Origin of the sequence: Hydrogeniiclostridium mannosilyticum (genome assembly GCF_003268275.1) — a bacterium.
Taxonomy (GTDB): Bacteria; Bacillota; Clostridia; order Oscillospirales; family Acutalibacteraceae; genus Hydrogeniiclostridium; species Hydrogeniiclostridium mannosilyticum.
The window spans coordinates 1-26135 of the sequence record NZ_QLYR01000001.1; the positions used below are offsets into that span (position 1 = coordinate 1).

23 protein-coding genes, 1 tRNA gene and 1 other RNA gene are annotated in these 26135 nt (G+C 51.6%); 3 read left to right on the top strand and 22 right to left on the bottom strand.

The features are described from left to right. Positions 1–54: 54 nt before the first annotated feature. From DPQ25_RS00005 to DPQ25_RS00025, 5 genes are all read right to left on the bottom strand, one after another. Positions 55–1800 (bottom strand): recombinase family protein, encoded by a 1746-nt coding sequence (locus DPQ25_RS00005; RefSeq protein ID WP_242978221.1) that lies wholly within the window; start codon positions 1798–1800, stop codon positions 55–57. A gap of 90 nt (positions 1801–1890) precedes the next feature. Continuing rightward, positions 1891–3432 carry a metallophosphoesterase gene (locus DPQ25_RS14885; protein WP_207657282.1) on the bottom strand — a complete coding sequence of 514 codons (1542 nt, stop codon included), beginning with the start codon at positions 3430–3432 and terminating at the stop codon, positions 1891–1893. A gap of 38 nt (positions 3433–3470) precedes the next feature. After that, positions 3471–4583, bottom strand: coding sequence for a DUF4116 domain-containing protein (locus DPQ25_RS14890; protein WP_207657283.1), 1113 nt, complete (start codon positions 4581–4583; stop codon positions 3471–3473). 5 nt (positions 4584–4588) lie between these two features. Next, positions 4589–4822 carry a hypothetical protein gene (locus tag DPQ25_RS00020; protein ID WP_112331146.1) on the bottom strand — a complete coding sequence of 78 codons (234 nt, stop codon included), beginning with the start codon at positions 4820–4822 and terminating at the stop codon, positions 4589–4591. Positions 4823–4912: 90 nt separating this feature from the next. Then, complete coding sequence (locus DPQ25_RS00025; RefSeq protein WP_112331147.1) at positions 4913–5470, bottom strand: ParA family protein; 558 nt, start codon at positions 5468–5470, stop codon at positions 4913–4915. A gap of 322 nt (positions 5471–5792) precedes the next feature. Here DPQ25_RS00025 and DPQ25_RS00030 point away from each other — a divergent pair, with 322 nt between their 5' ends. Continuing rightward, positions 5793–6071 (top strand): hypothetical protein, encoded by a 279-nt coding sequence (locus tag DPQ25_RS00030; protein ID WP_112331148.1) that lies wholly within the window; start codon positions 5793–5795, stop codon positions 6069–6071. Positions 6072–6105: 34 nt separating this feature from the next. Here DPQ25_RS00030 and DPQ25_RS00035 read toward each other — a convergent pair whose 3' ends face one another. From DPQ25_RS00035 to DPQ25_RS00090, 12 genes are all read right to left on the bottom strand, one after another. Further along, the gene (locus tag DPQ25_RS00035) at positions 6106–7620 is read right to left on the bottom strand and encodes a relaxase family protein (RefSeq protein ID WP_112331149.1); all 1515 of its coding nucleotides are present in this window, start codon (positions 7618–7620) and stop codon (positions 6106–6108) included. Beyond that, positions 7620–8063: a plasmid mobilization relaxosome protein MobC gene (gene mobC / locus DPQ25_RS00040; RefSeq protein WP_112331150.1), complete on the bottom strand. Its 444-nt coding sequence runs from the start codon at positions 8061–8063 to the stop codon at positions 7620–7622. The genes DPQ25_RS00035 and mobC overlap by 1 nt, the downstream gene beginning before the upstream one ends. Positions 8064–8344: 281 nt before the next feature. After that, positions 8345–8686 (bottom strand): hypothetical protein, encoded by a 342-nt coding sequence (locus DPQ25_RS00045; protein WP_065532251.1) that lies wholly within the window; start codon positions 8684–8686, stop codon positions 8345–8347. Positions 8687–8742: 56 nt separating this feature from the next. Then, the gene (locus DPQ25_RS00050; RefSeq protein ID WP_112331151.1) at positions 8743–9042 is read right to left on the bottom strand and encodes a hypothetical protein; all 300 of its coding nucleotides are present in this window, start codon (positions 9040–9042) and stop codon (positions 8743–8745) included. A 13-nt stretch (positions 9043–9055) separates the two neighbouring features. Next, positions 9056–9745 carry a hypothetical protein gene (locus DPQ25_RS00055; RefSeq protein ID WP_177576766.1) on the bottom strand — a complete coding sequence of 230 codons (690 nt, stop codon included), beginning with the start codon at positions 9743–9745 and terminating at the stop codon, positions 9056–9058. Between the two features lie 13 nt (positions 9746–9758). Then, positions 9759–11570, bottom strand: a complete 1812-nt coding sequence (locus DPQ25_RS00060; RefSeq protein WP_112331152.1) for a DNA primase family protein — start codon at positions 11568–11570, stop codon at positions 9759–9761. 12 nt (positions 11571–11582) lie between these two features. Beyond that, a complete protein-coding gene (locus DPQ25_RS00065; RefSeq protein WP_009270622.1) occupies positions 11583–11861 on the bottom strand; it encodes an excisionase in 279 nt (92 codons plus the stop codon). Positions 11862–13012: 1151 nt separating this feature from the next. Next, positions 13013–13361: a transfer-messenger RNA gene (gene ssrA / locus DPQ25_RS00070) on the bottom strand. An 18-nt stretch (positions 13362–13379) separates the two neighbouring features. Then, complete coding sequence (smpB, locus tag DPQ25_RS00075) at positions 13380–13841, bottom strand: SsrA-binding protein SmpB (RefSeq protein ID WP_112331153.1); 462 nt, start codon at positions 13839–13841, stop codon at positions 13380–13382. Positions 13842–14019: 178 nt separating this feature from the next. Continuing rightward, a complete protein-coding gene (locus DPQ25_RS00080) occupies positions 14020–15096 on the bottom strand; it encodes a 6-phosphofructokinase (protein ID WP_112331154.1) in 1077 nt (358 codons plus the stop codon). Positions 15097–15160: 64 nt separating this feature from the next. Beyond that, the gene (locus tag DPQ25_RS00085; protein ID WP_112331155.1) at positions 15161–17284 is read right to left on the bottom strand and encodes an RNA degradosome polyphosphate kinase; all 2124 of its coding nucleotides are present in this window, start codon (positions 17282–17284) and stop codon (positions 15161–15163) included. Positions 17285–17307: 23 nt separating this feature from the next. Then, a complete protein-coding gene (locus tag DPQ25_RS00090) occupies positions 17308–18852 on the bottom strand; it encodes a Ppx/GppA phosphatase family protein (RefSeq protein WP_112331156.1) in 1545 nt (514 codons plus the stop codon). 222 nt (positions 18853–19074) lie between these two features. Between DPQ25_RS00090 and DPQ25_RS00095 the strand changes: the two genes are divergently transcribed. Beyond that, positions 19075–19161: transfer RNA gene (locus tag DPQ25_RS00095), tRNA-Ser, on the top strand. A gap of 71 nt (positions 19162–19232) precedes the next feature. Here DPQ25_RS00095 and DPQ25_RS00100 read toward each other — a convergent pair. Both DPQ25_RS00100 and DPQ25_RS00105 read right to left on the bottom strand, forming a co-directional pair. Next, positions 19233–20210, bottom strand: a complete 978-nt coding sequence (locus DPQ25_RS00100) for an alpha-L-fucosidase (protein WP_112331157.1) — start codon at positions 20208–20210, stop codon at positions 19233–19235. Between the two features lie 14 nt (positions 20211–20224). Continuing rightward, the gene (locus tag DPQ25_RS00105) at positions 20225–20419 is read right to left on the bottom strand and encodes a hypothetical protein (protein WP_112331158.1); all 195 of its coding nucleotides are present in this window, start codon (positions 20417–20419) and stop codon (positions 20225–20227) included. 77 nt (positions 20420–20496) lie between these two features. On the opposite strand from DPQ25_RS00105, the gene DPQ25_RS00110 reads away from it, so the two are divergent. After that, on the top strand, positions 20497–21612 hold the full coding sequence (locus DPQ25_RS00110; protein WP_112331159.1) for a uroporphyrinogen decarboxylase family protein: 1116 nt from the start codon (positions 20497–20499) through the stop codon (positions 21610–21612). 205 nt (positions 21613–21817) lie between these two features. Here DPQ25_RS00110 and DPQ25_RS00115 read toward each other — a convergent pair whose 3' ends face one another. From DPQ25_RS00115 to DPQ25_RS00125, 3 genes are read right to left on the bottom strand one after another with little or no spacing between them, the layout of a single operon-like run. Then, positions 21818–22921 carry an alcohol dehydrogenase catalytic domain-containing protein gene (locus DPQ25_RS00115; RefSeq protein ID WP_112331160.1) on the bottom strand — a complete coding sequence of 368 codons (1104 nt, stop codon included), beginning with the start codon at positions 22919–22921 and terminating at the stop codon, positions 21818–21820. Between the two features lie 36 nt (positions 22922–22957). After that, on the bottom strand, positions 22958–23851 hold the full coding sequence (locus tag DPQ25_RS00120; protein ID WP_177576767.1) for a glycyl-radical enzyme activating protein: 894 nt from the start codon (positions 23849–23851) through the stop codon (positions 22958–22960). A gap of 1 nt (position 23852) precedes the next feature. Continuing rightward, a complete protein-coding gene (locus tag DPQ25_RS00125) occupies positions 23853–26003 on the bottom strand; it encodes a pyruvate formate lyase family protein (RefSeq protein ID WP_112331162.1) in 2151 nt (716 codons plus the stop codon). Positions 26004–26135 lie beyond the last annotated feature (132 nt).

Below are 26135 nucleotides of genomic sequence, written 5' to 3' on the forward strand. Positions count from 1 at the left end.
GATTTTCTTTTCAAAGCTATTGGATTCGGCTCTCTCCATCTTAATACTCCATTTCTAAAGTAATCCTACTGCTATTTTACAGGATTTCTTCCAATTAGACAAGCTAAAAAGAAGCCGTAAGCTTAACGTGCTTACAGCTTCTCCTAGTATAATACAGTTCACTTTTCGAGTATAAAAACAAAACCGAACCCATCGCCAATCGGCACATGGTTCGGTTTTGTTTGTTGTGGTGGAGCCTAAGGGGAAGCAGTCGAACTCGGCGGCTTCCCCTTTAACAAAAGGGTCGCCGTCCGCTCCTTTCAGCATATCCCACGTGATTTCGGTCTTATCCTCCGAATACCACGAGGTCACGACCAGCTTCTCGTCGTAGAGATAAATCTTATCGACGAAATACTCCAATATCTTATCGCGCGTCTCCGGGTTGTCGAAGTCCGCGTGAAGGAACTTCTCGAAGTACGCCTTGATGCTGTGCTCGTCCTCGCACAGCGAGACCTTGACGTTCTCGGCCTGTATCGCGTCGTTCAGGGATGCCTTCTGCGCCTCAAGCTGGTTCAGGCGCTCTATGAGGGTGTCGCTGAGCGCACCGCCCTCGATTGCCTTCATCAGGTTCGCGATGCCCTTCTCTACCTCCTTGCGCTTCGCCTCCAGACCTTCGAGGTACCCCGTCTCCTTGTAATGCTCCTTGTAGTACACGGCGGCGTCCACCGCAAGGGACATCAGGTTCTCCGAGTCGTCGATGATGTACCTCAGGACGTCGGTCACGAGGTCCTCAATCCAGTCCTTCTTGACCTTCTTCTTCGCGCACAGCTTCTTCCGCTGGGCGGAGCAATAGTAGTAGTAATACGTGCGCCCCGTCTTGCTCGTGCCCGAGACACCCTGCATCGTCTCCCCGCACTCGCCGCAGTACAGCTTCCCGGTCAGCCAGTAGCGAGGAGCGCCATCCTCGTCCATTCCTCGCGCCCTCTGGGAACCCTTGCGCTTGTTCTCGGCGAGGCGCTTCTGCGCCCTGTCGAACGTCTCCCCGTCGACCAGAGCGGGCATCCCGCCGGGAACGACGAACTCGCCGTGCCTGTACTCGCCGATGTACGCGCGGTTCTTGAGCATCCTGTGCATCGTCTTCACACCGAAGGGGTTGCCCCTCGACGTACGCAGACCGGCCTCGTTGAACTCGTCGCAGATGGACTGCATGGGTTCTCCTTCGGCGTACTTCGCGAACATCAACTGCACGAACGGCGCGGTATCGGGGTCTATGACGTACTTGCGCTTCTTGTCCACCTTCTCCGTCTTGAAGCCGAACACCTTGTGGCCGTTGAAGTTCGCGTGCTCGGCGTTGAAGTCCATCCCTCGTTGGATGTGCACGGACAGGTTCCGGCTGTAATACTCCGCCAGAGCCTCCATCAGCCCCTCGATGAGGATTCCCTCGGCGGTGTCCGTCGGGATGTTCTCCGCCAGCAGGTGTATCTCGCACCCCGCGTCGCGAATCTTCTTCTTCGCCATCGCCAGCACGTACTTATCGCGACCCAGACGGTCGGTCTTCCACGCGATGAGGGTGTTCGGACGGATTTTTGCGACCTCCGACAGCATCAGCTGGAATCCCGGACGGTCTTCCTTCGTGCCGGATATGGCCGCGTCCTCGTACTCTCGGACGATTTTCAGCCCGTGCGCGTCCGCCCATTCGTGGGCAAGCTCGCGCTGCTGTTCGATGCTCGCCTCGTTCTGCGAGTGGGAGGAGTAGCGGTAGTACGCGATGGCGAGGTTGTTGTCGTTGAGTTTCGTCTTCTTTCTCGCCAAACGAATCACCTCCAAATTACTTATTTAATCAATTATACAATTAGTCAATTCAAAAGAATGCCCGCCGTCCATAGGAGCGACGGGCTTTCTGAATACGCCTTATCGCTCAATCAATTTCGTTGATGACGCCGGCAATTCCATCCCACTGTCGATAGAAAGAATCTTGTCATTCCATACCCGCAATACATTTTGGTCAAAAATATATTGAATTGAACGCATGATACGGGATGGCTCGTACATCGACCTATCTAAAACAATTTCTGGAACAACGGCAAGTTCCCACTTCTCGTTCGAATTGCGCGACAGTATGGGAATAAGCCCATCATCTAGCGCAGACGAATAACGCGCAAGTAAAGAATTCCCATTAGAAAGTTGCGGAGGCATAGGCGATGATTTAAGAAGTGACTTCGTGTCCTTATAAGCTAATTTGTATGTCATATCCATGGCAAAATACGGAGTGACTTTGCCGTCGAATGGATTCAGATATATATGATTGAACCAATCAATATCAACAATGCAGCCGTGAACCGTGCCAGCACCTCCAATGGTGCGTATTTCTTTTGAGATGATGGATAATGCTCTTTGATACGGTGCGAATGCATCTCGCACCTTCTTTATATACCGAGAAAGATGACTATCATAGTAGTCAATATCACGATTCAGCTTATGACGCCTACCTCCCTCTAAAAGGCAGAGGCTGCTTGCGCTTTTTATCACAAACATATAAACGCCGTCATGTTTTATCGCATACAAATTGCCGGGATATTTCATGCCCTGCATCATAATGCCTTGGCATCGATTGAATTCTATGTATTGCTCACGTGATATTTCGTGAACGCCATCGGGGTAATCATTAAATGGGTCATATCTACGCATATCAACGCTAAAACTATTAAGATGCCAAGTTTTCGGCTTGTAGCCCACCTGATTATCTGCAAAAACAGCAGTTCCGACAGCATCAAGCAGTAGTTTGTTTTGATGAGTATGTCCGTTCACGTAAACCCATTTGGGGTTATAGCGTTCATTTGACCAATCTTCCATCTGGGTATGAGTCAATACGACAACAGGAAGTTCTTTCGCACTTGCCAAAACTTTTTCATACACAGTTCGGAATCGTTCTGAGCGTGCAAAATCCTCTTCCGGCGATACCGCAGCACGATAAAGACCCATTTCTGCATTGTAAATAGGGTTCAGCCCGGAGAATCCTATGCCCCCAAGCAACAGGAATGTGGAATTCAAACATACATTGCGAAGCTCTTCAGTATCGGTATTCAAGATTGTTTGCTCATCTAAAATGATTTTAGTTTGACCTTTGTAGATAAGAAACAATTCATTTTCCAATATAGTGGCGTACTCCGATACGGCTTGACGATAGTCGTCAACAATATCGTCCAACGGGCGTGCAGGTTTACACCCTGTTGGGTCACCGTCCCAGAGTTCATGATTTCCAAGGACGGAGATAATTCTTCCTCGCCATCCATCCCATGAGGATAATTGCTCATAAAAGAGCTTTTCCAATGCAATACTATCTGCCACATCCCCGCCTATGAGCAATAATCCTCTCGCATCGGAATCAGAAACAGAAGCCATTAGCTCGCTAATCTTTTCCGCGGTACGACGTTTTATTTCATAAATGGACATATTGCATACATCAAGTGGTCGTTTAGCAAGTTGATGTTCTAATGAACATCTGTGATGTAATGAATTGTTTTTACAGAATCGTCTAAAACCGTCAAATCATGACTTCGCGAATTAGCATCATCATTTTGGGCAATCAAACTGCTATTTACGCTAGAATCAGGCGTTCGAAGCTCTATAGGCTCATATCCAATAAATGCGTCCATATTCTTTTCCAAGTAATTGAAAATAGAATCTGGAAATCCATCGATGGGAATTGTGGGGTCCCTTCGAAACGCATCAAGACAACGCTTTTTTGTCAGCTTTTCTTTGGGCAGGCATAATATTGCTCTTGGATTTCTCTTCAGAGCATTATCAATAAGCCCCCGATTCATCATATTCAAAGGAATATATTTCAAATTCATGGGGTCATTTTCAACTAATTCGATACAGAGTTCGGGGGTGATGCACTCAATAGGAGCATCCTCAATGCTCTTCGGCCAACGTCGTACCGATGTCGCAACAACCTCTTTGGATATATATTTTTCTGGAATCAGAGATAATATCGATTCATACCACAAGTTTTGGCGCTCAGGAACAGGTGCCTCAACGGCGCTCTGCACAAGCTCTTTGCTCAAAAACTTCCTTGGGACCCATTTAATCGCATAACCATTTGCTCGAACGGCAGCATTGCAGATAAATTTCCCCTTTTCCGCTTTCATTAAACCTCTGGGTACATACTCAACAGCATTACCCTTAGCGCTATTGCGAACGGCTACACAGCATAACTCATAGCCCTTCTCACCGCACAAAATCGAATCCGGAACACTGCGCAAAGCGTCGCCGTTATTGCTTACGGCCGCAAAAGACATATCTTCATCTCGAAGATTCTCTGGTACATATTCCAAATTTAAACCATTTTTGCGTACCGCGATTTCGCATATTTCGCGAGTGAGATATTTTTTTGCCACAAGTTTCAGTATCAAACGATACGGGTCAACTACGTTAAATGAACTAACTGCCTCATACACAAGTCTCTCAGTCTGGGCTTGTTTCCCGAGTTCGTTCAGGCGGTTATACCAAAAAAGGGGAGAAGTCGGATTATCTGGACTCCGCCTATTCTCTATGTGTTCGATTAGCCCCCTCGTGCATACGATGCGACCGTCATCCTCCATTTTTTTCACCTCCCTGCATTTTCCACATGCTCCGCAATCCACTCATGGATGATTGCCGCAATCGTCGTTTCCTTCTCAGCCGCCATCATCTTGAGCGCCTTCTTGTCGCTCACCGTCAGGGACAGCGAGAGGGTCGTGCGCTTCTCGTCGGCGGCGGGAGCGTCGGCGGAAACCGTCTTCTCTATCTTCTTCTGCTCGGCCTCGCGGTCGGCAGCGTATTTCTCGAACATGTTCGCCATGGCTTAGCCTCCTTTAATCATTTAATCATTTGTACAATTATACATCATTTTATCTCATTTGTCGAGACCCAACATGCCTCTGACCTGCGGTTATTCAGCCGGGAACCCCGCAATCTCCCGCACCGTGTTCACCATCGACAGAGTCGCCTTCGCAGCCTTGCCCCTGCGGTCGTACTCGACGACGGACTGTTCACCGGCCCCCGCCTGAACGAACGCCTCGGACTGGGGAAGCGTGACCACCGTCTGGTCGCCAGCGAGACCCCCGAACCACTCCATGAAGTCACGGGACGCCTTGAAGCGGTTCCAGCCGTTCATGACATACACGATTTTCGCGCGGCTGTGCTTGAACACCGCCTTGCGCATGCGCATCAGCGGCTCGATGTCGCGGGATGTGGTGCGGGTGGGGATGACCACGACGTCGGCCTCCTTGAGCCAGTCGGCAAGCGCCTCCTGCAACGCCCCCGGCGTGTCCACCACGGCGACCTCAGCACCGTCGACCTCGCGGGTCTTGTGCAGGGTCCCGCCCTGCGCGTCCAAGTCGTAGAAGCTCATCGGGATTCCCGAGCGCTCGAACGAGAACGCAATCTCGTCGGCGACGAGGGACTTCCCGACGCCGCCCTTCTGATTGCAAACCAAAATCGTCTTCATATCTCTCACCTCATATGTATTTAATCAATTACTCATTTACGTATTTAGTTACAGTCATATGGTCCCTCGAAGGGTTCCATGCAAGACCCTTCGAGGGGCTTTCCGAAGCCCACCGTTCCATCGTCTCCTGAACCTCTTCGGAACGATTTTCGGGAATCGTCCCATAGACGAGCCGAAGTCGATTTTTCGACGTTTCCGCCTCTTTCGGGGAGAGACCCTTGAAAGGTCTTTTCCAAGCCCACCCGCGCTCTCGACCGTCGATATGCCTTCGGCATCGGGTCGGCGCGTGAAGGAGAAGGCCCGAAAGAAAGGGAGACGAGAGATGAACGGCTACGGCATCGAGACCTATGCGGATTTGGCCAAGACGGTCGGCGGGATGGTCCTCGCCAACGAGATGGCGCATCGTCCGCTGAAACTCGTGAGCGGGGATTTCGCACCATGGGACGAGATATTCCAGTGGTACATCATCAGCTACCCCGACTTCCTGATGGAGCACACGGACGAGCCGGTGTTCCATGACGAGGAACTCGACCTGTACGTCTGGGGAATCACCCACTTCGGTACAGGCTGGGACTGCGTGCCCGCCCCCGAGATTCACTGAGAATGACGGTTCCCGCAAGGGAGCCGCCATTTTTTTACTCCCCGAGGTACTTGTCCTCGTCGCGCACGCGCTCCGTCGCCTCGGCCGTCTGCTGCATCTTCGGCGTGACGCCGCGATGCTTGACGGTGCGGGCGGCCTCGTTGTCCAGAGCCTCCTCGGCGGCCTTCAGGCGCTTCTCGGCGTCCCACATGTTGCCGCGCGATTCGTAGAGACGACGCTCGGCGTCCTCCTGCATCCTGCGGCGCTGGTCCTCCATGAACTGGAGCATCATCATGCGGAACATCCGGGCCATCATATCCGACATCATGCGGGAGACGGGGTCGGTCCCGGTCCTGCTCGCCAGCGTGTACAGCCCGAATCCCATCGCGAGGCTCGGGCAGGCTCCCTTCAGGGCGTCCCGTGCCTCCTTGGAATCGTGGAACTCCCTGCGGGCGCGTTCCACATCGGCGCGGAGCTGGGCGAGGGCGTCTTCCGGGTCGTTCTCTGCATTCGCGAGCGCATCGTACTGCTCCCCGGCGATATGCATGCCCTCGCTCTTCCTGCGGCGGGCGTACACGCTCTTCAAATCGGAGGCCATGTCCCTCACGTCGGACTCGCTCGGTTCGTACATGTCGGAATCATGCTGGGCCGGGGAATCCTGCTGCGTATCCTCCATGCCGACCATCTGGGAATCCTGCTTCGGAACTGGAGATGTCTCCAATGCCTCACGGGTCTGCTGTCCCTGCTTCTCCTCGAAGAACCGCTCGACGCCTTCCTTCGTCAGGTCGTCTGCGAGGTTGGAGGCGCGGCGCTTTCGGGTCCTACGCTTCGGACCCCATTCGTCCCGCATCCTGTAAGACCATCCGACGGACTTCTCGCCCGTCTTCTTGTCGATTTTCGATGTCTCATTGAGGGTCACTCCAGCGAACGCAAGACGCTGCTTGAAATCATCAATATCGCTGGCGTCGTCCCTTGCTTTTGCCACCGCATCGCCGAGATGGCGGTCGAAGGAATCGTGCTCGAACGAGTCCCGTTTCTCCGCCCATGTCGACTTGTCCTTGTCCGCTCCTATCACGGACAGACCCCACTCGCGGCTCAGCTCGTCGTTCACCGCCTGCACGCGCGGGGCGAACAGGCTCGTGTCGTCCTTGTTGATGACCTGCCCGGTGCGGCAATCGTGGTTCGCGATTGTCGCGTGGGCGTGGACGCATCCGCCCTCGCCGTCCACGTGCATGGTCACCCAACACGGGGAGTCGGGGGCGAGTCTATGGCAGAGCAGGTAGGCGTGCTCCATGCCCCTCTGCACATCGTCGGGATTGCCCGGATTCAACTCGTCGAGCGCCCATGAGACGCGAAGCTCGTAACCCTCGTTGACCATGTTCGGATGGACGGCATGAAGCCCGTTGCAGTACGCGATGAACTCACCTCGGGAGGGCATGTCGCCCATCTGGGCGGCGATGCGGTCCGTCCCGTTTTGCAGGTGGTCGCGTCTGCGCTTTCCCTCTCCGAACTCGGTGTACGACATGCGCCCCCGCACGTCGGGCAATGCCTGCACATACGTCGTCGACATCAGACATCACCTCCCGTGATTCCGCCATGCAAATCGGCTCGAAGTTCCTTGACCTCGTCCGACAATCCTTCGATGGATTCCATCAGGCTTTCGAACGCCTTCTTGTCCGGCTCCATCTTGATTTCCTCAAGCATGCCCATCCCTTTCACGCGGGCGTTGAAGGCCCGTGCAATCTGGTTGATGTTCACGCCGATTCGGTTCAATTCCATCAGCATCCGGTCGAGCTGCGGAGTGTCCGCAACGACCTCGTGCTCCGTGTGGGAACCGGCGGAACCGTACAGCGCGCCACGCAGATAATTCGAGCGCGTGCGTCCGCCTCTCTTCCCATCCAGAAGGGCAAGCTCCTCGGCGTTCATGCGCACCTGAATAACCGTCTCGCGACGGTCCTTCTTGTAGCGCTGGCGGGTCGCCTTGCCGCTTCTTTTTTCAACTTCTTTTGCCATGCAAAACACCTCCTTGTTCGCAATCCAAATGCGATGTGCATTTCTCGTCGCACTTTGCTGCAATCTGCGAAACGGGGAAGGGAGCAAGCATTGACCATGTACGTACAAAATGCGAATATCGCATTTTTCCCGCCATGGTCAGCTTGCGAGGGGACGGCGAAGCCGCCCCCTTCGAACCCCCGAATCTGTCCCTTCTGATTCAACATGTTCTGTCCGACAGAAACACGCGACCGAATGTCGGACACGGGGACGACTCCCCATGTCCGAACCTCCGGCGTGTTTTAATCGAAGGGACGGCGCTCGGGGTTGAACCCCTCGACGCCGAGAGAACCGCGGTCGCCGTCCGAAGAATCGGCGTCGCCCGCAGGTTCGCGCACGACTGCGCTCGGGTCACCATCGGAAGGATTTCCGCCGTTTCCATGTCCGGCGTCCCTGCGCAGCGTCTTGACGAACGCGAGCACCTCTTCGGCGGAACCCATTTCCTTCACTTCGGGGAAGACCGCCACGAGGGCGTCGGCGTACGCCTTGGTCTTCGCAGCCTGCTTCTCGCGGCGCAACTTCTTCGCCTGAGCCTCAAGCTCACGCGCCTTCTTGTCTATGTCATCGAATCTCTTGATAGCCATAATCAATCACTCCTTATCAATCTGAATCTGTCTCCTCGCTCCTGCCGTCTTTCGCGCTACATCCAAAGCTGAATCGCGCCGATGACGAAGGGCAGGGCGAGCATCACCAAAGCGACGGTAATCAGCGCCTTCGCGACCCTGAGTCCGAGGACATCGACCCCAGACTTGCCGGGCATCGAGCGCTCGGGAATCAGCTTTTCCATCGCCTTGAGGTGCCGCTCGTAAAGCTCCCGTTCCTCCGCCGTGAGCGTCCCCTCGTCCGCCTTCGTGCGGAGACAGGAAAGCTCACCGTCACTTAGAACGTCGACGTTCGCATTGTCGACAACCTTCTTCTTTGCCTTGTAAATCTGACTCATCTCTCGCACCTCCTTAATTGCTCGCACCGAGGTCTTCGATTGTCTGACGACCGTCATGTCCGTTCCCGTCATACGGGACGTACGGACCGGGGTCGTATGACGGGTCTTCCTTCTGCTTCAAATAGACCGCGAAGTTCCACAGCGCCTCGTTGCTCCAAATATGACGGCGCACCTCGGTCATGTCGGACGTGCCACGAAGACCGCTCACCACCTCGTCGAAAAAGCACTGGTCCGGCGGAACCTGCCCGGAATCGAGCATCGCGATTGAAGCACGCCCGTTTTGGATGAAGCTCCCCAAGTCCCAAGAACCTCCGCCGCCAGACAGCAGTTTCGTCGTGTTCGCGATGTTGGACCACGCCTTGTTCGTGTCGGGCAGCTCGCCCGTCAACTTGTAGTTGATTTCGTACGTCGCGTACGGGACCAGCAGAATCGATTCCGACAGCTTGCATCCCGTCATGGCGTACATCCCAATCAGGGCCACGAGCGCCAGCGATATGACGCCGCGCCGAATCGCACCCTTCTTCAACTGCCTCTCCGACAACCTCCCCATGGACCTCGCCTTGGAGGCGTTGACGTCCGCCTCGGCGAGGGCGCACGACTGAAGATAGTCCTCGTAAAGCAGCCGCTCGTTCTCATCGAGGCCACCGTGGCGTGCTTTAAGGCGCCACTGGGCAATCTTCTCGCTTTCCCATCTGTAACTCATATCCTTTACCTCCTTATTCGCTTTCCATTTCATTGGCGGTCGTTTCTCCGGACACCATGTATGCCGGAACCGCCGCCGTCTTATCGCGAAGCAATCCGCGATAGCGTTCCTTCACCTCGGGCTGCGCCAGACGCATCTTGTCGCTTCCCCGGTAGTCGTGATTCATCCAATTGCGAAGCTCGTATTTGAGAATCAAAGGCTCCGCGCAATCCATGTGCCCCTGCGAGCGCACCGCGTTCTCCGTACACGACCATTCAGGCCAGAGCGCGAGAAGGGCGGCCAAATCCTTCTTGAATCCGTACTTGCCGATGGGGCGGCCCGAAGGCTGGTTCTTCTGCATCCACGCGCAGTACAGCTCGTAGGCGAAATCCCACGGGAGCAAATCCCACGAAACGGCGGGAAGGACCTCCTCGCAGAACTGGCGAATCGGGTCGTTGTACGTCTTGAAATCCGCCAGCATGTCCTTACAGGTCTGGGGGATGGTCAACTCGTAATAGTCCGTCTCGTAGAGCAGGCGGTAGAGCACGTACTCAAGGACCTCCCTGCGATGCAGGTAGTCGTTCTTGATGTACTTGCGCTCATGTCCTTCGAATCGCTTCTCGAACGGAATCACGAGCAATCGCCTGTACATGGATTCCGACTTGTCCTTGAGCTTCGGGAACTCGTTCACGCACTGAATCATGAACCCATGGAACATGAGCGTCCTCGGGTCCTTGAACTTGCGGTTTATCTGGAACGGGTCATGCGTGATTACCGACTTGAGCGCCGCCGCATCGTCAACGAAGGTGCCCGTGTCGTTCTCGTCGGTGATAATCGCGGAAACACGGCAGAGGGGTTCCAGCATGAACTGCTGGGAGAACGCCTTCAGGGGTACCGAGGCCCAAGTCCCTCGACCGCAGAGATTGCGAATCAGGGTACACAGCGTTCCCTTGCCGTTGTTGCCCGACGTGGAGTAGAACCATGCGGTCTTGTTCCAGCTCACTGCGGGGCGAATCGTCGCGCCCATGACCTCCCAGAGCAGGTCGACGACTTCAGGGTCGTCCGAAAGCTCGTTCATCCACGAGACCACATCCCAATCCGTACCGTCGTCATCGTTGTGGATGACCGGATTCTGGGCATTCGGGACGAAATCGACCTTCGACTTGCTCGTGAACACGTACTCCGGGTCGAAACCGAGGAGCACCTTGCTCCCATAGTCGAAGATTCCGTTGTTGACCGGAATCAAATCACGGTCGGAACAGCGCTCGACCCGCTTGCAGATGGAACGCAGGATTGCGACCGTCTCGTCCACGCCTCGCAAGGACATCGTTTTGTCGTACGAGCGAATCAGGCGCTCCAGAGTCTCGTCTCGGGTGTCGTAGCATCCCTCGTTCTCGCCGTCGGTCTGGTAGATTCCGATATCGAAGTTCCCCTCGTTCTCGGCCTTGTTCCAAAGAATGCCCACGCCGTGGTGCAACTCCCTAATCAGAATCGCAATCTGCAAAGGGTGGAGCGCCGTCAGGCGGCGATAGCGCGCCTCCGGTTTCTTCGCATCGGGATAACGCTCGCTCTTCTTAGCGGTCGGGGGCACGTTCTCATCCGGACGTCCCAAGTTGTACTTCTCGATGCAATCATTTGTAATTTCAAGCAACTCGACCTTGACGGTCGAGAAATCAGGCGACAAATCTGTGTCGATATCCGACAGATACGCCAGCGTCACGGCCTCAAGCAGGTCGTCGTACGCTATGGATTGACTTTCGCACATATCTGTGATATCATTTATACAGTTGTTAGGTACCGTCCCGTAAGCGTCGCCAGCGCCGGGGCGGTTTTCTTTTTGCCTCATAACCTCACCTCCTTAATGAATCCCGTGAGACACCAGATATTTCTCGAACGTCTCGCGGTGAATACGGCGACTTCGAATCGTGTCAGTCATCACTACGAAGTCCGCGTCATCGGCCTTCATCAGCGAACGCACGCGCCCGATTCCTATTTCGAACAGGGTCGACGCCTCGGCACTCGTCAGGAACGGCTTCGCCTTCAGAGCCGTGATGTAGGCCGCGTATTCCTCCATCGTCAGCTCGCTCCCGCCGAGAATCTTCTTCGTGAACCCCTTCTTCTGTTTTGCATTTGCCATAAAGCAACCTCCTTTTTCCTGCCTATAAACGCAAAAAAGCGGCGAACCAGAATCCAGCAATCAAGCTGAAATCTGATTCGCCGCTCGTCACGTTCGTGCGATTTCCGTCCTATTCGGACGGGTAGACGCTGTTGCCATCCCGTATCGGCTCGTCAGACCGATGCAGTTTCGAGGGCGGACCCTCATCGGCTTCCTCCCGAGCCTAAGGCTCGGTCTCAGATAGGCTTACGTCGGTATTTCCCGGCCGCTATCCATCGGCAATCATGTCGCGAATATATGAATATTATACAACATGAAATGACGGAAAGCAATAGTAAACGTCATATAATTGCAGGTCAGGGGCTTGTCCGACGCTGTTTCCCGCCATAAATGAGCGGAAACGCCGACAAAAAAATTGCTCGTCTCAAAAATCGTCGTACAGAAGAAAAGGGTGGATTGTCGAAGCTCGAAACTTTGGCACAACTTTGTTGTGCCGGCTTTTTTTCGACAACCATCGGTGCTCCAGCTCGATTGCACAAACCGTGGCACAAACTGCAAAACCATGTTGTGCCGGGGTTTTCCCGCATATTCTCGATACTGCGGGGCGGTTGGCACAACTTGCACAACATTTTTCAAGTCTTATTTATATGACCTATATGCACATGAAAGGCTATATATTTATTTTTTCTCGCGTACGTAAGGGTTAAAAAAAGTTGTGTTGTTGTGCCAATCAAGTTGGAACCCCGAGAACATGCGAGAAATGTCTGGCACAACTTTTTTTCAATGTTGTGCCACCCTTTTTGCGAATCGCCCGCGAACCCCGAGAAATTGCGGGAAATGTCTGGCACAACAAAGTTGTGCCAAAAAGTTGTGACATGCAAAAAACCACCGTAACGCATGCCCTCCCCACCGTGTACTCGGAATCTAATTCCGCATCGAGCGAAGCGAGATTGCTGGTTGTGCTCCCACATCCTCTTCAGAATGCCCTAAAAGCCGTTTTAAGCCACAAAAAAGCCCGAAGGGTAGACGAGTACCTCTTCGGGCTTAAAACGTCTTAAAACGCAAAATACGACGTCAGGAAAACGAAAAGGGGACGCCCTAAAGGGCATCCCCAAATCTATACACAAGCGCGAACTCATTCTTGATGAAGAAGAGTTCGACGCTTCCTCTTTTGGTGGAGATGAGGAGAATCGAACTCCTGTCCGAAAATCGCCTGCCAAAGCTTTCTACGAGTGTAGCCGATGTTTTAAAATTCCCGCTTTGCAGCACCCAACGGCAAGTTCTGCATCACGGTAGCCTCTTAAATCATGACGCAAGCAAAGGCGGCGTTGCATTCACGTTCACCACTCATCGACGCCTTATTCCGGGCCGTGGTGTTCCCGGATAAGACGGCAGCCTAATTAGGCTGCGTACGCAACAGTTTTGTTGTCGTTTAATTTTAAAGTTGCAGGTTTTAAAGCGGCCCTGCCCCGCTACTCGCTTACTAAGGTTCACAACCCCCGTCGAAACCTTTACATCCCCATATAGATTTAAATATGGTTACCTGTTTCTTGTCTTGACCGCACGCTCTATATCTCGCTTTGCGGCCTTTTCAGCTAAATCTGCACGTTTATCGTATAGTTTTTTGCCCTTACACAATCCAACCTGAACCTTAACCCTGCTGTCTTTAAAATACAAGGAAAGCGGGATCAACGCAAAGCCATCCTGCTTCACCAAACCAAATAACCGCATAATCTCACGCTTATGCAGCAGCAGACGGCGTACGCGCAGAGGATCTCTGTTAAATATATTTCCCTGTTCATAGGGGCTGATATGCAGCCCGTTTAAAAATAACTCGCCATCGACTATGGAGCACCAAGAATCCTTTAAATTACATTGGCCCTTTCGCAGGGACTTCACCTCTGTACCGCACAGCTCAATGCCAGCTTCCATCGACTCTTCAACGAAATAATCGTGAAAAGCTTTTTTGTTTTGTGCAATTGTCTTCAGCGAACTGGCCATAAGCTACTCCTTCTAAATGCTGTCTAAATAGCATAACACAGTCCCCTCAAAAAGTCAAATCAAAGTCTCTCTGTCAATCGTGTCTAAAAAAGCCCCTATTAGGCCGCATAAAATGGCCTAATAGGGGCTTTTGCATTTTTCCTGAGCAAGCTGCGCCCTCCCGGTATGGGGAAACGGTTCAGTCGCCGAAGGTAATGCCAATATCCCGCGCCGCTTGAATCTCCTCACAGCTAACCGGCACCGTTTTCAGCTTACCGGCAACCTCAGACAAAGGAACAGGAACAATAGAGCCATTTCGCAGCGCAACCATATTCCCATAATTTTTTTGCATAATCAGCCTGGCGGCCGCCGCGCCGAAACGGGTTGACAGCATCCGGTCGTAGGCACAGGGCTGCCCGCCGCGCTGGAAATGTCCGGGTACCGTAACACGGATCTCCTGTCCGGTAATCTGTTCAATTTCGTTCGCAACCCGATAGGCAATTGAAGGCTGTGTCATAGCGGCACGTGCCGCCTTAAATTCTTTTTTGGAAAGCTTTGACTCATCCAGCGAAATAGCTCCTTCAGCAACGGCTAGAATAGAAAAACGCTTGCCGGCCTTATTGCGTTCCTTCAAGGTTTTGGCAATGCTCTTGATGTTGTAGGGAATTTCCGGCAGCAAAATAACATCCGCTCCGCCGGCAATCCCCGCATAAAGCGGCAGCCAACCTACCTTGTGCCCCATAATCTCGACAATGAAAACACGTCCATGAGAGGTTGCAGTGGTATGAATGCAATCAATCACATTCGTTGCAATTTCAAGCGCAGAATGGAAGCCAAAGGTCATGTCCGTTCCCCAAATGTCATTATCAATCGTCTTGGGCAGGGTCACTACATTCAAGCCCTCTTCGCTCAGCAGGTTCGCGGTTTTGTGTGTGCCATTACCACCCAAAATGATGAGGCAGTCCAGATTCATGCGCTTATAATTGGCCTTCATGGCCTGGACCTTATCCACCTGGCCCTCTGCAACGACACGCATCAGCTTAAACGGCTGGCGGGAGGTGCCCAGAATCGTACCGCCCAGTGTCAGAATACCCGAAAAATCATTGGGCTTCATCTTGCAGTAAATTCCTTCAATTAAGCCCCGATAGCCATCCTGGATGCCATAAATTTCAACCTCCTCATCAAACTCTTCGTACAATGCCTTAGCCACTCCACGAATAGCCGCATTTAGCCCCTGGCAATCGCCTCCGCTTGTCAATATTCCAAATCTTTTCATAATATAGCCCTCCTAATAACATCCTTCGCTATTTTGCTTTCCAAATATAATTCCGCCCGTCCTCTCAGGAATGGATAAGGTCGGAGCTGCGGATCGGCTTAAAGGGTTTATTTTCGTCATCCTCTTCCAGTGCCTTAACAGCCTTAGCGGCAAGACGGCCAAACTCCACCTGGCAATTAACGGGAAGCTTTCCGCGCCGGTCAATATGTTCATAGCTGGTACTGGGCAGCATCACCCGGGTGTTCATATTGTCGTTCCACATCAAGTCCAAAATGGAAAAAGCGCGTTCCTTCACGAGCGGATCCTCAACCGGAAAAACAAGCTCTACACGCCGGTCCAGGTTACGGGGCATCCAGTCGGCGCTGCCCATATATATTTTAGGGGTTCCGGCATTTTCAAAGCGGAAAATACGGCTGTGCTCCAGGAATTGCCCGACAATACTGTGTACGCTGATGTTTTCACTTGTACCCGGCAGGCCCGGCACCAGGCAGCAGATGCCGCGGACAATCAGCCGCACCGGAACTCCCGCCTGTGAGGCCTGATACAGCTCCGCAATAATTTCAGGATCCACCAGGGAATTTACCTTGGCTGTAATCCCGCAGGGCAGCGATTGGGCGGCATTCGCGGCTTCCTGCCGAATCATGCGCACGAAAAAGCTGCGCATACCATGCGGCGCGACGACAAACTTGTGGTATTCAGGCGGACGGGAATACCCCGTCAGAACATTAAACAAAGAGGACGCATCGGCACCAAAGGGTTCCCGGCAGGTAAACATTCCAATGTCGGTATAAAGCTTTGCGGTTGAGTCATTATAATTGCCGGTACCGACATGAAGATAGCGGCGGATGCCGTCCTCATCATGTCGAACCACCAAAAGAATTTTGCAGTGTGTCTTCAGCCCGGCTAAACCGTAAATGACATGGCAGCCGGCCTGCTCCAGCTTTTTCGCCCATAGGATATTATTTTCCTCATCAAAACGGGCCTTCAGCTCGACAAGTACGGTCACTTGCTTCCCATTTTCCGCCGCCCTGATCAGTGCCGCAACAATGGGAGAATTGCCGCTGACTCGGTAAAGCGTCTGCTTAATTGCCAGGACATTCTGATCCTCAGCCGCCTGCCGTACAAAATTGACGACGCAGTCAAAGCTCTCATATGGATGGTGGACCATGCGGTCACGCTCACGGATTGCCTCAAAAATATCGGAATATCCCCAGAAATCTGCTGGTGGATTCACATGGCGAACTGGCTTGAAGCAATAATCCTCATAGCCGTGCTGACCGGCAAATTTAGACAGAAATGTCAGATCCAGCGGACCAGGAAGCTGATAGATTTCCTCCTCTTCCACGTCCAGCATCTCCGTAAGAAATTCCTTGGTTTCCGCATCGCAATGCTGAGACAGCTCCAAGCGCACCGGCTTACCGCGTTTCCTCTTTTTTATGGACTTTTGAACCGCAGCCATCAGGTCCTCTGCTTCTTCGTCGATGTCCAGGTCCGAATTGCGTGTGATGCGGAAAGCCGCGCAGGACTGAATTGCGTGCAGCTCAAAAAGCTCCGCGATTTGCTGAATGATCACATCCTCCAGCAGAATAAAACAACAACGCCGACCGTCCGCCGGCGGAAGCTGCATAAACCGGGACAAAATGCCCGGCACCTGAACAACGGCAAACTTGGACTCGCCTTGCATATCCGTCAAATGAACAGCAATATTCAGGCTCTTATTGGCCAAAAAGGGGAACGGGCGGCTTCGGTCCACAGCAAGAGGGGTCAGCACAGGGAAAAGAACTTTTTCAAAATAATCGCGGACAAAATGCTGCTGCTCCTCATCCAAAGACTGCGGCTGCGCAAAGGAAATGCCTATCCTTTTTAGCGCGGGAAGCAAGGAGCGCGTATAACAGGAATATTGCTTTTCTGAGAAGCTTTTAATTTTTTCCGTTAGCAGCGGGAGCAGCTCCTTCGGAGAAAGCCCGGAGGCATCCGGTGTCTGGTAGCCAGATGCCACCTGCTCCTGGACGCCGGCTACACGAACCATAAAAAACTCATCCAAATTGGAAGCTGTAATCGCCAAAAAACGCAGCCGTTCCATGACTGGATTATCCTTCTTAAAGGCCTCCTCCAGCACACGTGCATTGAAATCCATCCAGCTTAATTCGCGGTTTAGATAGGGTACCTTATTTTTTTCATTAGTCATGCTATTCCAACACCTTTTATTCATCAATCAATCAAAAAAGATTTTACTATCAACTGCGGGGTAACGCCAAAAACCTCCTTAAATAATGGGGCAGACTGTTCAAAGGCCCATTTTTCTAAAAACAGGTTTTCATTGCTCTCTGCTGTAATAATTAAATTGTCACCAGCCAGCTTTACCTTAATATCGCTCAGTTTCTGCTTTTGCGATTTATCGAGTGAATTCGCCACTAAAAAGATGGCAACCAACTTGGAAATAACCAGCCGCTCCTCGTCCGACAGCGATTGAAACTCGCTCTCCTCAAAGGAAGGGACATCGTATTCATTATAGCGGGAAACATAGGCAATGTACAGCATTTCGTTGTCTGTCATCCCATAAATATCTATGTTTTTTATCAGATCAAAAGTACTAATCAGGTGCCGCTTCGAGTTTACATAATGCCCACACTCATGGAGGATGGTCGCCAGTTCCAGGATCAGCCGCTTCCGCTGGTTGAGCCCGTGCGCCCCTTTCATTTTATCGAAAATTTTACAGGCAAAACGATGCGTGAGTTCCGCATGTTCGCTGCTGCAATGATAGGTCTTGGCAACCATTGCCGCACAGGACAGCGCGCAGCGCCGTACATGCTCCTCATATTGAGCCACACTTTGCGGCGCCAGCAGCTCACGTGTAACCGCGTTCCACAATTCTACCCGGGGTGCAATGATAAATTCCACCTTTGTCAAACGGATAAGGCGGACATAAATCGCCAGAGCGGAATACAGCAGCTCGGCAGTCTCCTCATTGAGGCCATAAAGGTAGCTGATTTTTTCCGTCGAGCAGGAGCGAATCTCCCGAAATAGCTTTCGTACTCTTTTGGACTCTAAAATATAACGGTTTTCCTGTGGTTCCACCCCGCATATTTTGGCAATCAGCTGAATTTCATTTCCAGCTAGGATCAAATTGTTGATATTTTCCAGAGAAGAAATATTATTATGGCGCATGATGACGTTAAGATACTCGGCGACTACTGTATAGAAGTCGTCTGTACGATCCTGAATACTGCCGAGCATATCATGAAGCTTAAGCGCACCCATTGGGATATTTTGTGATGAACGCATCTGCTGCCCGTCATAAATAGCCAATCCAATGCTGCCTGCCCCAATGTGGGAAATCAGGCAGGTTCCCAATTCCGAAACATCAACCGTTTTCAGAATTTCGAAATAAATGAGCGTTTTTTCCTGGTCGTCCTCAAACACTTCGACATCCATATGATTCTGTATTTTCAGCTGATCTGCAATGAAAGCCTTATTCTCGGCCTCGCGCAAGGCGGTGGTGGAGACAACGCGGTATTTAGAAACACCGTATTCTTCCATCACCTCGCAGAAGCCACGCAATATTTTAGACAATTCCCGCAGGCTTTCAAAGCTTATTTTTCCCTCGGCGAAAACCTCATGCCCCAACGAGAGCGGATATTCCAGGTAATCCAATTGGGTAATTTCTCCTTTTTGGATCTGGGAAATCCCCATTTTAATCATATTGGAACCAATATCGATCACAGCGGCTGCTTTACTTGATTTTTTGCGGTTCATTGATATTCCACCTTGTTTTAGGATAATATTATAATTATAGCAATAGTTTATGCATGACACAAGAAAAGAACGGTTAAATTTTACAAAAATTAGAATAAAATATATTTTCTAAGGTTTATTCTGCTGTTTTTTTCAAAACATAAAAAAGATCTTAAATTTTTTACTTGATTTTTTTTTAGCTTTCGTTATAATATCACTTGTGCCAAGTAGTAACTTGTAAATGGAGAGGTATTCTAATTGGTAAGGAGCCACATTGGAAATGTGGTGTGCCGCAAGGCATTGTGCGTTCGAGTCGCATCCTCTCCGCCAAAAGGGTATTTTGTACCACAAATAAAAAGCCTCGATTATAATCGAGGCTTTTTATTTTTTTCCACAGTCTGTTATTTGCCGGCGTTTTTTAAAATTGCCGCTGCAGGCGCAGGGATTCTGCCCAAAGAATCCGGCCCTACATTGAGCAGATAGTTCACGCCGCGGTCGTTTAAATGCTTCTTAATCGCCCGCACGCGCGCGGCATCCTTCCAGTTGTTATCAAAGCTCTTATAGCCCCATGTGTCATTCAACGTCGCCGGCGTCTCAACAAGCTCCTCTGCCATATAGGCATCTGGAATCTCATTATCACCCATTGAGCGATAATCGCCGACTCCGTTCCCGATTCTGGAATTAACCAGGCAGTCCGGTTGATATTGTTTTACCATATGATAGAGCTCCATACTCTGCTCTGTGGAAATACTGGAGGGCGTGTCAAACCAAATCAGGCATAAATCGCCGTAATTGGTCAGCAGCTCCTTGACCTGGGGCTTAATCTTATCGCGGAAACACTGCGCATAATCCTTATGCTCATCATCCGGAAAATCCCAGTTATTCACCCAATACCGCAGCTCCCGCTCCTCCGGGCCGCAGCCGCTCCAGGTTTTCCCCATCTGCCAGCCTCCGCCGTTCGGTTCGCTCCAATCCAAGTCTTGCGAATAATACAAGCCCAATTTGAGCCCATGCTTATAGCAGGCCTCGGCAATTTCAGCAATGACATCCCGCCGGAACGGCGTGCCGTCATAAATGTTAAATCTACTAACCTGAGAACGGTATAGCGCAAAGCCCTCATGGTGTTTGGCAGTCACCACCATATACCGCATCCCGGCGGACTTTGCCAGCTTCACCCAGTCCTCAGCATTGAACAGCACCGGATTAAAAGCTTTCGCCAGCTCGTGGTATTCAGCGTTTGGAATGCGATAGTACTGCTGGATCCATTCACCGATTCCCGTCATGCGCTTACCTTTCCATTCCCCCGCAGGGAGCGTATAAAGCCCCCAATGGATCATCATGCCGAACTGGGCCTCCTTAAACCATTTCTTATTATCCATGCCTGTCAACTCCTTTAATTTCTCATTTTACCTTTTAAGAGCCCCAAACAGGGCGCGCCGCCCTTACTGCTGATAATATAGCCCAATGCCGGCGGGTTGTCAACAAAAACAGACTTTACTTGTACACTGCCCATGTCTGGCAGCACAGGCGCTCCGCTCTGTTCCTGCTCACGCAGCACATCGTAATAAACTATTAAAAAACACAACATAATGAATTGACTTCCTTGGATAAACGAATAAAATAAAAAATAATAAAGGCCTTATCTTAAATAATGGGGAGTAAACTATGAGACGAAATGCCTTCGAGCAAACAATAAACCATCAAAACCCTGACCACCTGATTTTGGACTTGGGCGGCTGTCCGCTCTCCGGCATGGACGGAAACGCCGCTAAAAAGCTCTCGGACCTGCTGGGTTATCGAGGCTATGAAACCCTTATGGGCTATGGAATCGACGAGCGGATTTTAAAGTATCTCGACATTGATACCCGTGGCGTAGGATGGATTCTGCGGCCGGAAAAATCTGTCTACCAAAAAATATCAGATACCGAGTATATTGATGAATGGGGCCTGCGCCGTGTTTTTACTGGCATGTACTGGGATATTGTTGAAAATCCCCTGCGGGGCGCTACCCTGATGGATTTAGAAAATTACCCATTTCCGGACCCATATACAATTTCACAAAAAGAGCTGGACGAAATTGCCGCATCCGCTAAAAAGCTCTATCGAGAGACCGACTATATCATCTGTGCCTCGCACCCTACCTATGGTATTTTTGAGCTTGGCTGCTGGATGTGCGGCTTTGACGACTTCATGATCAAAATGGCTCTGGAGCCCGAATTTGTCACTCGTTTTTTTGAAATCATCTTCAATTACCAAAAAGTTGTCAGTGAGATGTACTACAGTGCAGTCGGCGATTACATCCATTATACTTCCAGCGGAGACGATTTTGCGACCCAAAGCAGCACGTTTATCTCCAATGATATGTTCAACGAAATGATCAAGCCTTATTTTAAAGAGCGCATTGCCTTGACAAAAAAGCTGACCAAGGCAAAATTTCTGCACCACAGCTGCGGCAGCGTTTTTCCTTTGATCCCGGATCTGATCGATGCCGGCGTCGAAATTCTGAACCCCATTCAGCCGACCAATGCCTCTATGTCTCCAGCTAATCTAAAGCAGTTTTACGGCCGCCAGATCGTATTCCATGGCGGCCTGGACACCCAGGACCTGCTTCCGCATGGAAACCAAGCGAGTATTGAGCAGGGGGTAAAAGCCCTGCTGGACGACATTTATGTGGACGGCGGCTATATTTTTGCCGCAGCACATAATATTCAAGACGACGTTCCTCCCGAGAATATTATCCACATGTTTCAGGCCGCGCGCAAAATTTCTGATCGCCGGTAAAAGGCAAGTCATATTGCGCCTCTACTGCCAAAAGAGGGATGTCCAGGAAGGACATCCCTCTTTTACATTGCCCTCGGCAAGAACGCCTTTGCGGACCGGTAAGAACTGCCTCTAAACAAGATGTTTGGAGGTTCCCGGAAAATCCCGGGAACAAGCATAGCCAGGCCTTGCCAGGGGACCCGCAGCTGTTTGCCCCCTAATAGTTTTACCGCTCTGGGACCAACAGGGTTTTTATATTTTTTCCAGCCTGGACGGCCTGAAACGCTTCGTTGATTTGCGGGACAGAATAGTCGGTATGCAGCCGGTCAATAGCCGCATAAAGCTGGGGATTATTTTGCAGAAACTGCAAATAGGCTTTGACGTCCTCTACCGCATACTGAGAGGAACCGATCAAATGCAGGGCATTAAACGTAATTTTCTGCGGTTCAATCTCTACCGCGCCGCTGTTTGAATATTGGCCGGGAATCAGGTAGACGCCCCTGTTGCGCAGCATACCAAGCCCCTGCGGAACAGCCCGAGGATTTCCTGAAGATTCAAACACCAGATCCGCGGCCAGGCCGTCATTATAGCGCTCTATTACAGCTAGGATGCCCTCCTGCCCATCATCTGCCATGCTGAGGACCGCGGCAGCACCCAGCTGCCGCGCATACTGGTCGCGTTCCTCCTTGCGGCTGCCGGTTACAGCAATTACATTGGGAACCCCCATCGCCTTCAGATATAGCAGAGCAAACATGCCCACCGGCCCCAAGCCTTGTATCACGGCCGTTGAAATTTCCCGAAGTTTACAGCCCGCTTTTTCAGCCAGCTGAAAGGCGTGCAGGACAGTAGGGCCGGCACAGGCAAACACATCCACCATGACTGGGTTCAGCTCAGAAGGAATTTTAATTAAATTCTTTACAGGTGAGTAATTATACTCTGCATAGCCGCCGTATAGGTGCGGCGCTATAGCCGGATCTCCGCCATTGGTGACGCCCATATGTACACAATTGGCATCATCCCCTGCCCGGCATAAGCGGCAATGCCCGCAAGGGCAAGCAATATCTACAATCACGCGGTCCCCCGCCTGTATACCATATTGTTTACTATCCGATGCCGATAACGCCTCCACTTCTCCTATAAATTCATGCCCGATAATGGCCGGCATATTCACCGGAATTTTCCCCTTGTAAATATGAACATCTGTTCCGCAGATTCCACTGGCAATCAGTCTGATTTTTGCCATCCCCTCCGGTGGGTTGGTCAGCTCAAACTCCTGAATTTCAAACGGACGGTTGGTTGCGGTCAGCACCGCTGCTCTTACTTTTCTCATACATTGACCTCATTTCTGAAATAATATAATTGCCCATTACCCCGCAATGGCAGCCTCAAATGCTGCTGAAAACAAAATCAGCAGCTGCTCCAGGTCCTCCTTACGCGGCGGCGCCAGCCCGGCACAGGTATACTCACGCCCCAGAGCCTGATATTTGCCGCTGCCGAGCCGGTGGAAGGGCAGCAGATGAACCTTTTTCACACCACAGGAGCGCAGTCTTAAAATCATTCTTTCAGCATATTCCGGTGAAAGATTGTACTGCGGTATCATCGGAATCCTGGCTGTTACATCCGCACCGTCGGCAATCAGCTGCTTCAGGTTTGCAAAAATGCGCGCTCCATCACCGCCCGTCCAAGCCTGGTAATCCTCCTCCGCCGCCTTTATGTCATAATAAAACATCGACGTATCTGCTAATATTTTTTCAAAAGCTGTGTACGGGATGTTCCCCGCTGTATCTATCACCGTGTTTATTTTACTTTCGCGGCATTTTTTTACAAGTTCCCCGCAAAAATCTGCCTGCAGTAGCGGCTCGCCGCCGGACAGTGTGACTCCGCCTCCAGAGGCAGCGTAAAAGTCCTGATCCTCCTCAATAAAGCGGAAGACCTCATCCAACGTCATCTCCTGTCCGCAGCGTTCCAGTGCCTGCGGCGTACAGGCCTCAACGCAGGCGCCGCAGAGATTGCAGGCCGTGCGGCTAAATGCATGGCATCCTGAAGCTGAACGGTGGCATTTCTTTGAACAAGCCTGCACACAGTGCCCGCAGGCTGTACAGCGCTCCCGGTAAAACAGCAGCGCCGCTTTGAGGGGAATAGTTTCCGGATTATGGCACCAATCACAGTGCAGGTTACAGCCCTGAAAAAAAACCGTACTGCGGATGCCGGGACCGTCTCCCACAGAAAAATGCTGAAGCCTGCTGATTCTGCCGATCATTTCAATCATGCTCCGTTCGCATTAAAATATCGTTCTGTACTTCCTTGGTCAGACTTGTATAAAACGCACTGAAACCTGATACCCGCACAACAAGATTGCGGTACTGCTCCGGTCTTTTTTGTGCATCCATCAACATTTCACGAGAGACGGCATTCATTTGAATCTCTTGCCCGCCCTTCTGAAAATAGACCTTGACTAGGCTCAATAGCTTTTGTCTTTTTACCGAGTCCGTAAACATGACCGGACTGTATTTCTGGTTCAGCACCGTACCGCAGGAGGCCAACGTATAATCCGGCTTTGCCATCGAGTGAAGCACCGCGGTCGGCCCGTTGGTATCCCTGCCGTGCATCGGCGAGGCTGCATCGCTCAGAGGCGACCGGCTCTTCCGTCCATCCGGTGTCGCCGCCACCTCTTCCCCCGCCGGTATATTGCTCACATTGGAAGCAACCGCAACATAAATCGGGCCCCCGTCCCATGTATGATAGTTTGAAAAGATCTCTTCCTGCACCTTTATAAACCACACCGCGTATTTATCTACAAAGTCATCATTGTTGCCGTATTTCGGTGCGGAAAGCAATTTCCGCCTGATATCCTCATGCCCCGCGTAGTCGGCCAGCAACACATCTCTGAGCGCTGCGAGTGTCAGCGCCTTTTCTTCATACACAATGCGCTCAATAGCTGCCAAGGAGTCTGCAACCGTCGCCGTTCCCATGCAGCAGGCGCCATGTACAGAGGGGTAGCGGGCGCCGCCGTCGTTGATATCCAAGCCGCGTTCGATGCAGTCATCGCAAAAGCAGGATAAAAACGGCTGTACATAGCGCACCCTATTGTAGCGTTCATTTTCATTGCGGAACCGCGCCATATAGTCCGCCGCTCCATAAACCATCTGCTGGCGGAACGCCTCTATAACCTCCTGCATTGTTGCCATTTTTTCAGCCGGTCCGGTTTTAGGGCCCATTTGTACTCCGGTCAACATACAGCGTCCATCATTAAGCGCCAGCTCCAGATATTTTGGGGTGTTAAACCGCCCGTCTGTCCACGGCGGCTGTTTTCCCTGAATAAAGTTTTCTATACACCCTACCATACAATAGTTTCGGCTATCCTCCAAAGAGTAGCCATGCCGATGCAGGGCCGGAATATTCACGCTATCATTCATCAGGGCAGGGTAGCCAAGCCCTGTTCCTATTACCTGCAGGCAGGCATCCAAAAATGAATCCGGCATCCCCTCATAATAACGGGCAGATAGATTGGGGCCCGGAATATTGCAACGATGCACAGCCTCCAAAATACAATAGCTCAGCTCATTGACACCGCCGGAGCCATCCGCTTTCACCCCACCTATGGCGATATTCACGACGTCATCGCCACCCAGCCAGCGGTGCTCGCTGATTTTATAAAGAGCACACGACAGCAGCTCCACCGCTGTCTCGTGATCTATGCGCCCCGCCTCCAGGTCCCTTTCAAAAAAGGGGTATAAATATTGATCCATGCGGCCAAAGGCCATCGCATAGCGCCCCTCATAAACAAACGCAACATATGCCAGCCAGACCAGCTGAAGCGCCTCGCGGAATGTCCCCGGCCTTTCAGCCGAAAGCTTATGACAAATCCGGCTGGCCTCCATGAGCTCCGATCGGGAAGCATTATCCGCTTCCGCCCCTGCCTTTTCCGCTGCCGCCTCCCCGTATTGTATCAGCATGCGCTGAAAGGCCTTCATTGTAACCTCCGCAGCCGACAAAAATTCAAGCCGCTTGGACGCATCCGAATCCCGCTGATGCATCCGCATTGAACGCTGTATTTTCTGTAGAATCCCGCTGACCCCAGCACTCAAAAAGGCCTCATAATTGGGCGCATAGTGGTCTGCATTCGTCGCAAAAGAATTGGCGCCGTAGCTATCCGCCAATGTTTTCGCATAGGCCAGCTCCTGATGGCTGACCCGCTCGTCGCAAACAAGCCCATAAATAGACCCGACAATCCGGTCGTGCCTATAGATTTGTTTACGGTGCCCGCAAAACAATGATTCAGCCGCATAGGCCCTTGCCAGAGCAGCCGGTTCATCCAGATGCGCGGAAAAGCCCAGATATTTTAGATAGGCGCCGATATCCCTGGGTTGGATATCCAATGACTGTAGTTCCTGTTTTAAATTTTCAAGCATCACAGGTACCTCCTCACCTTGTTGCGGCGCTCATTAGCGCTCATTATTTTTTCAGGCTCTCGGCCTGTGCCACCCCCCAATTTGTCCGGTGCCTGTTATTTCTAAGCATACTTTTTCCCATGCAAAATAGCC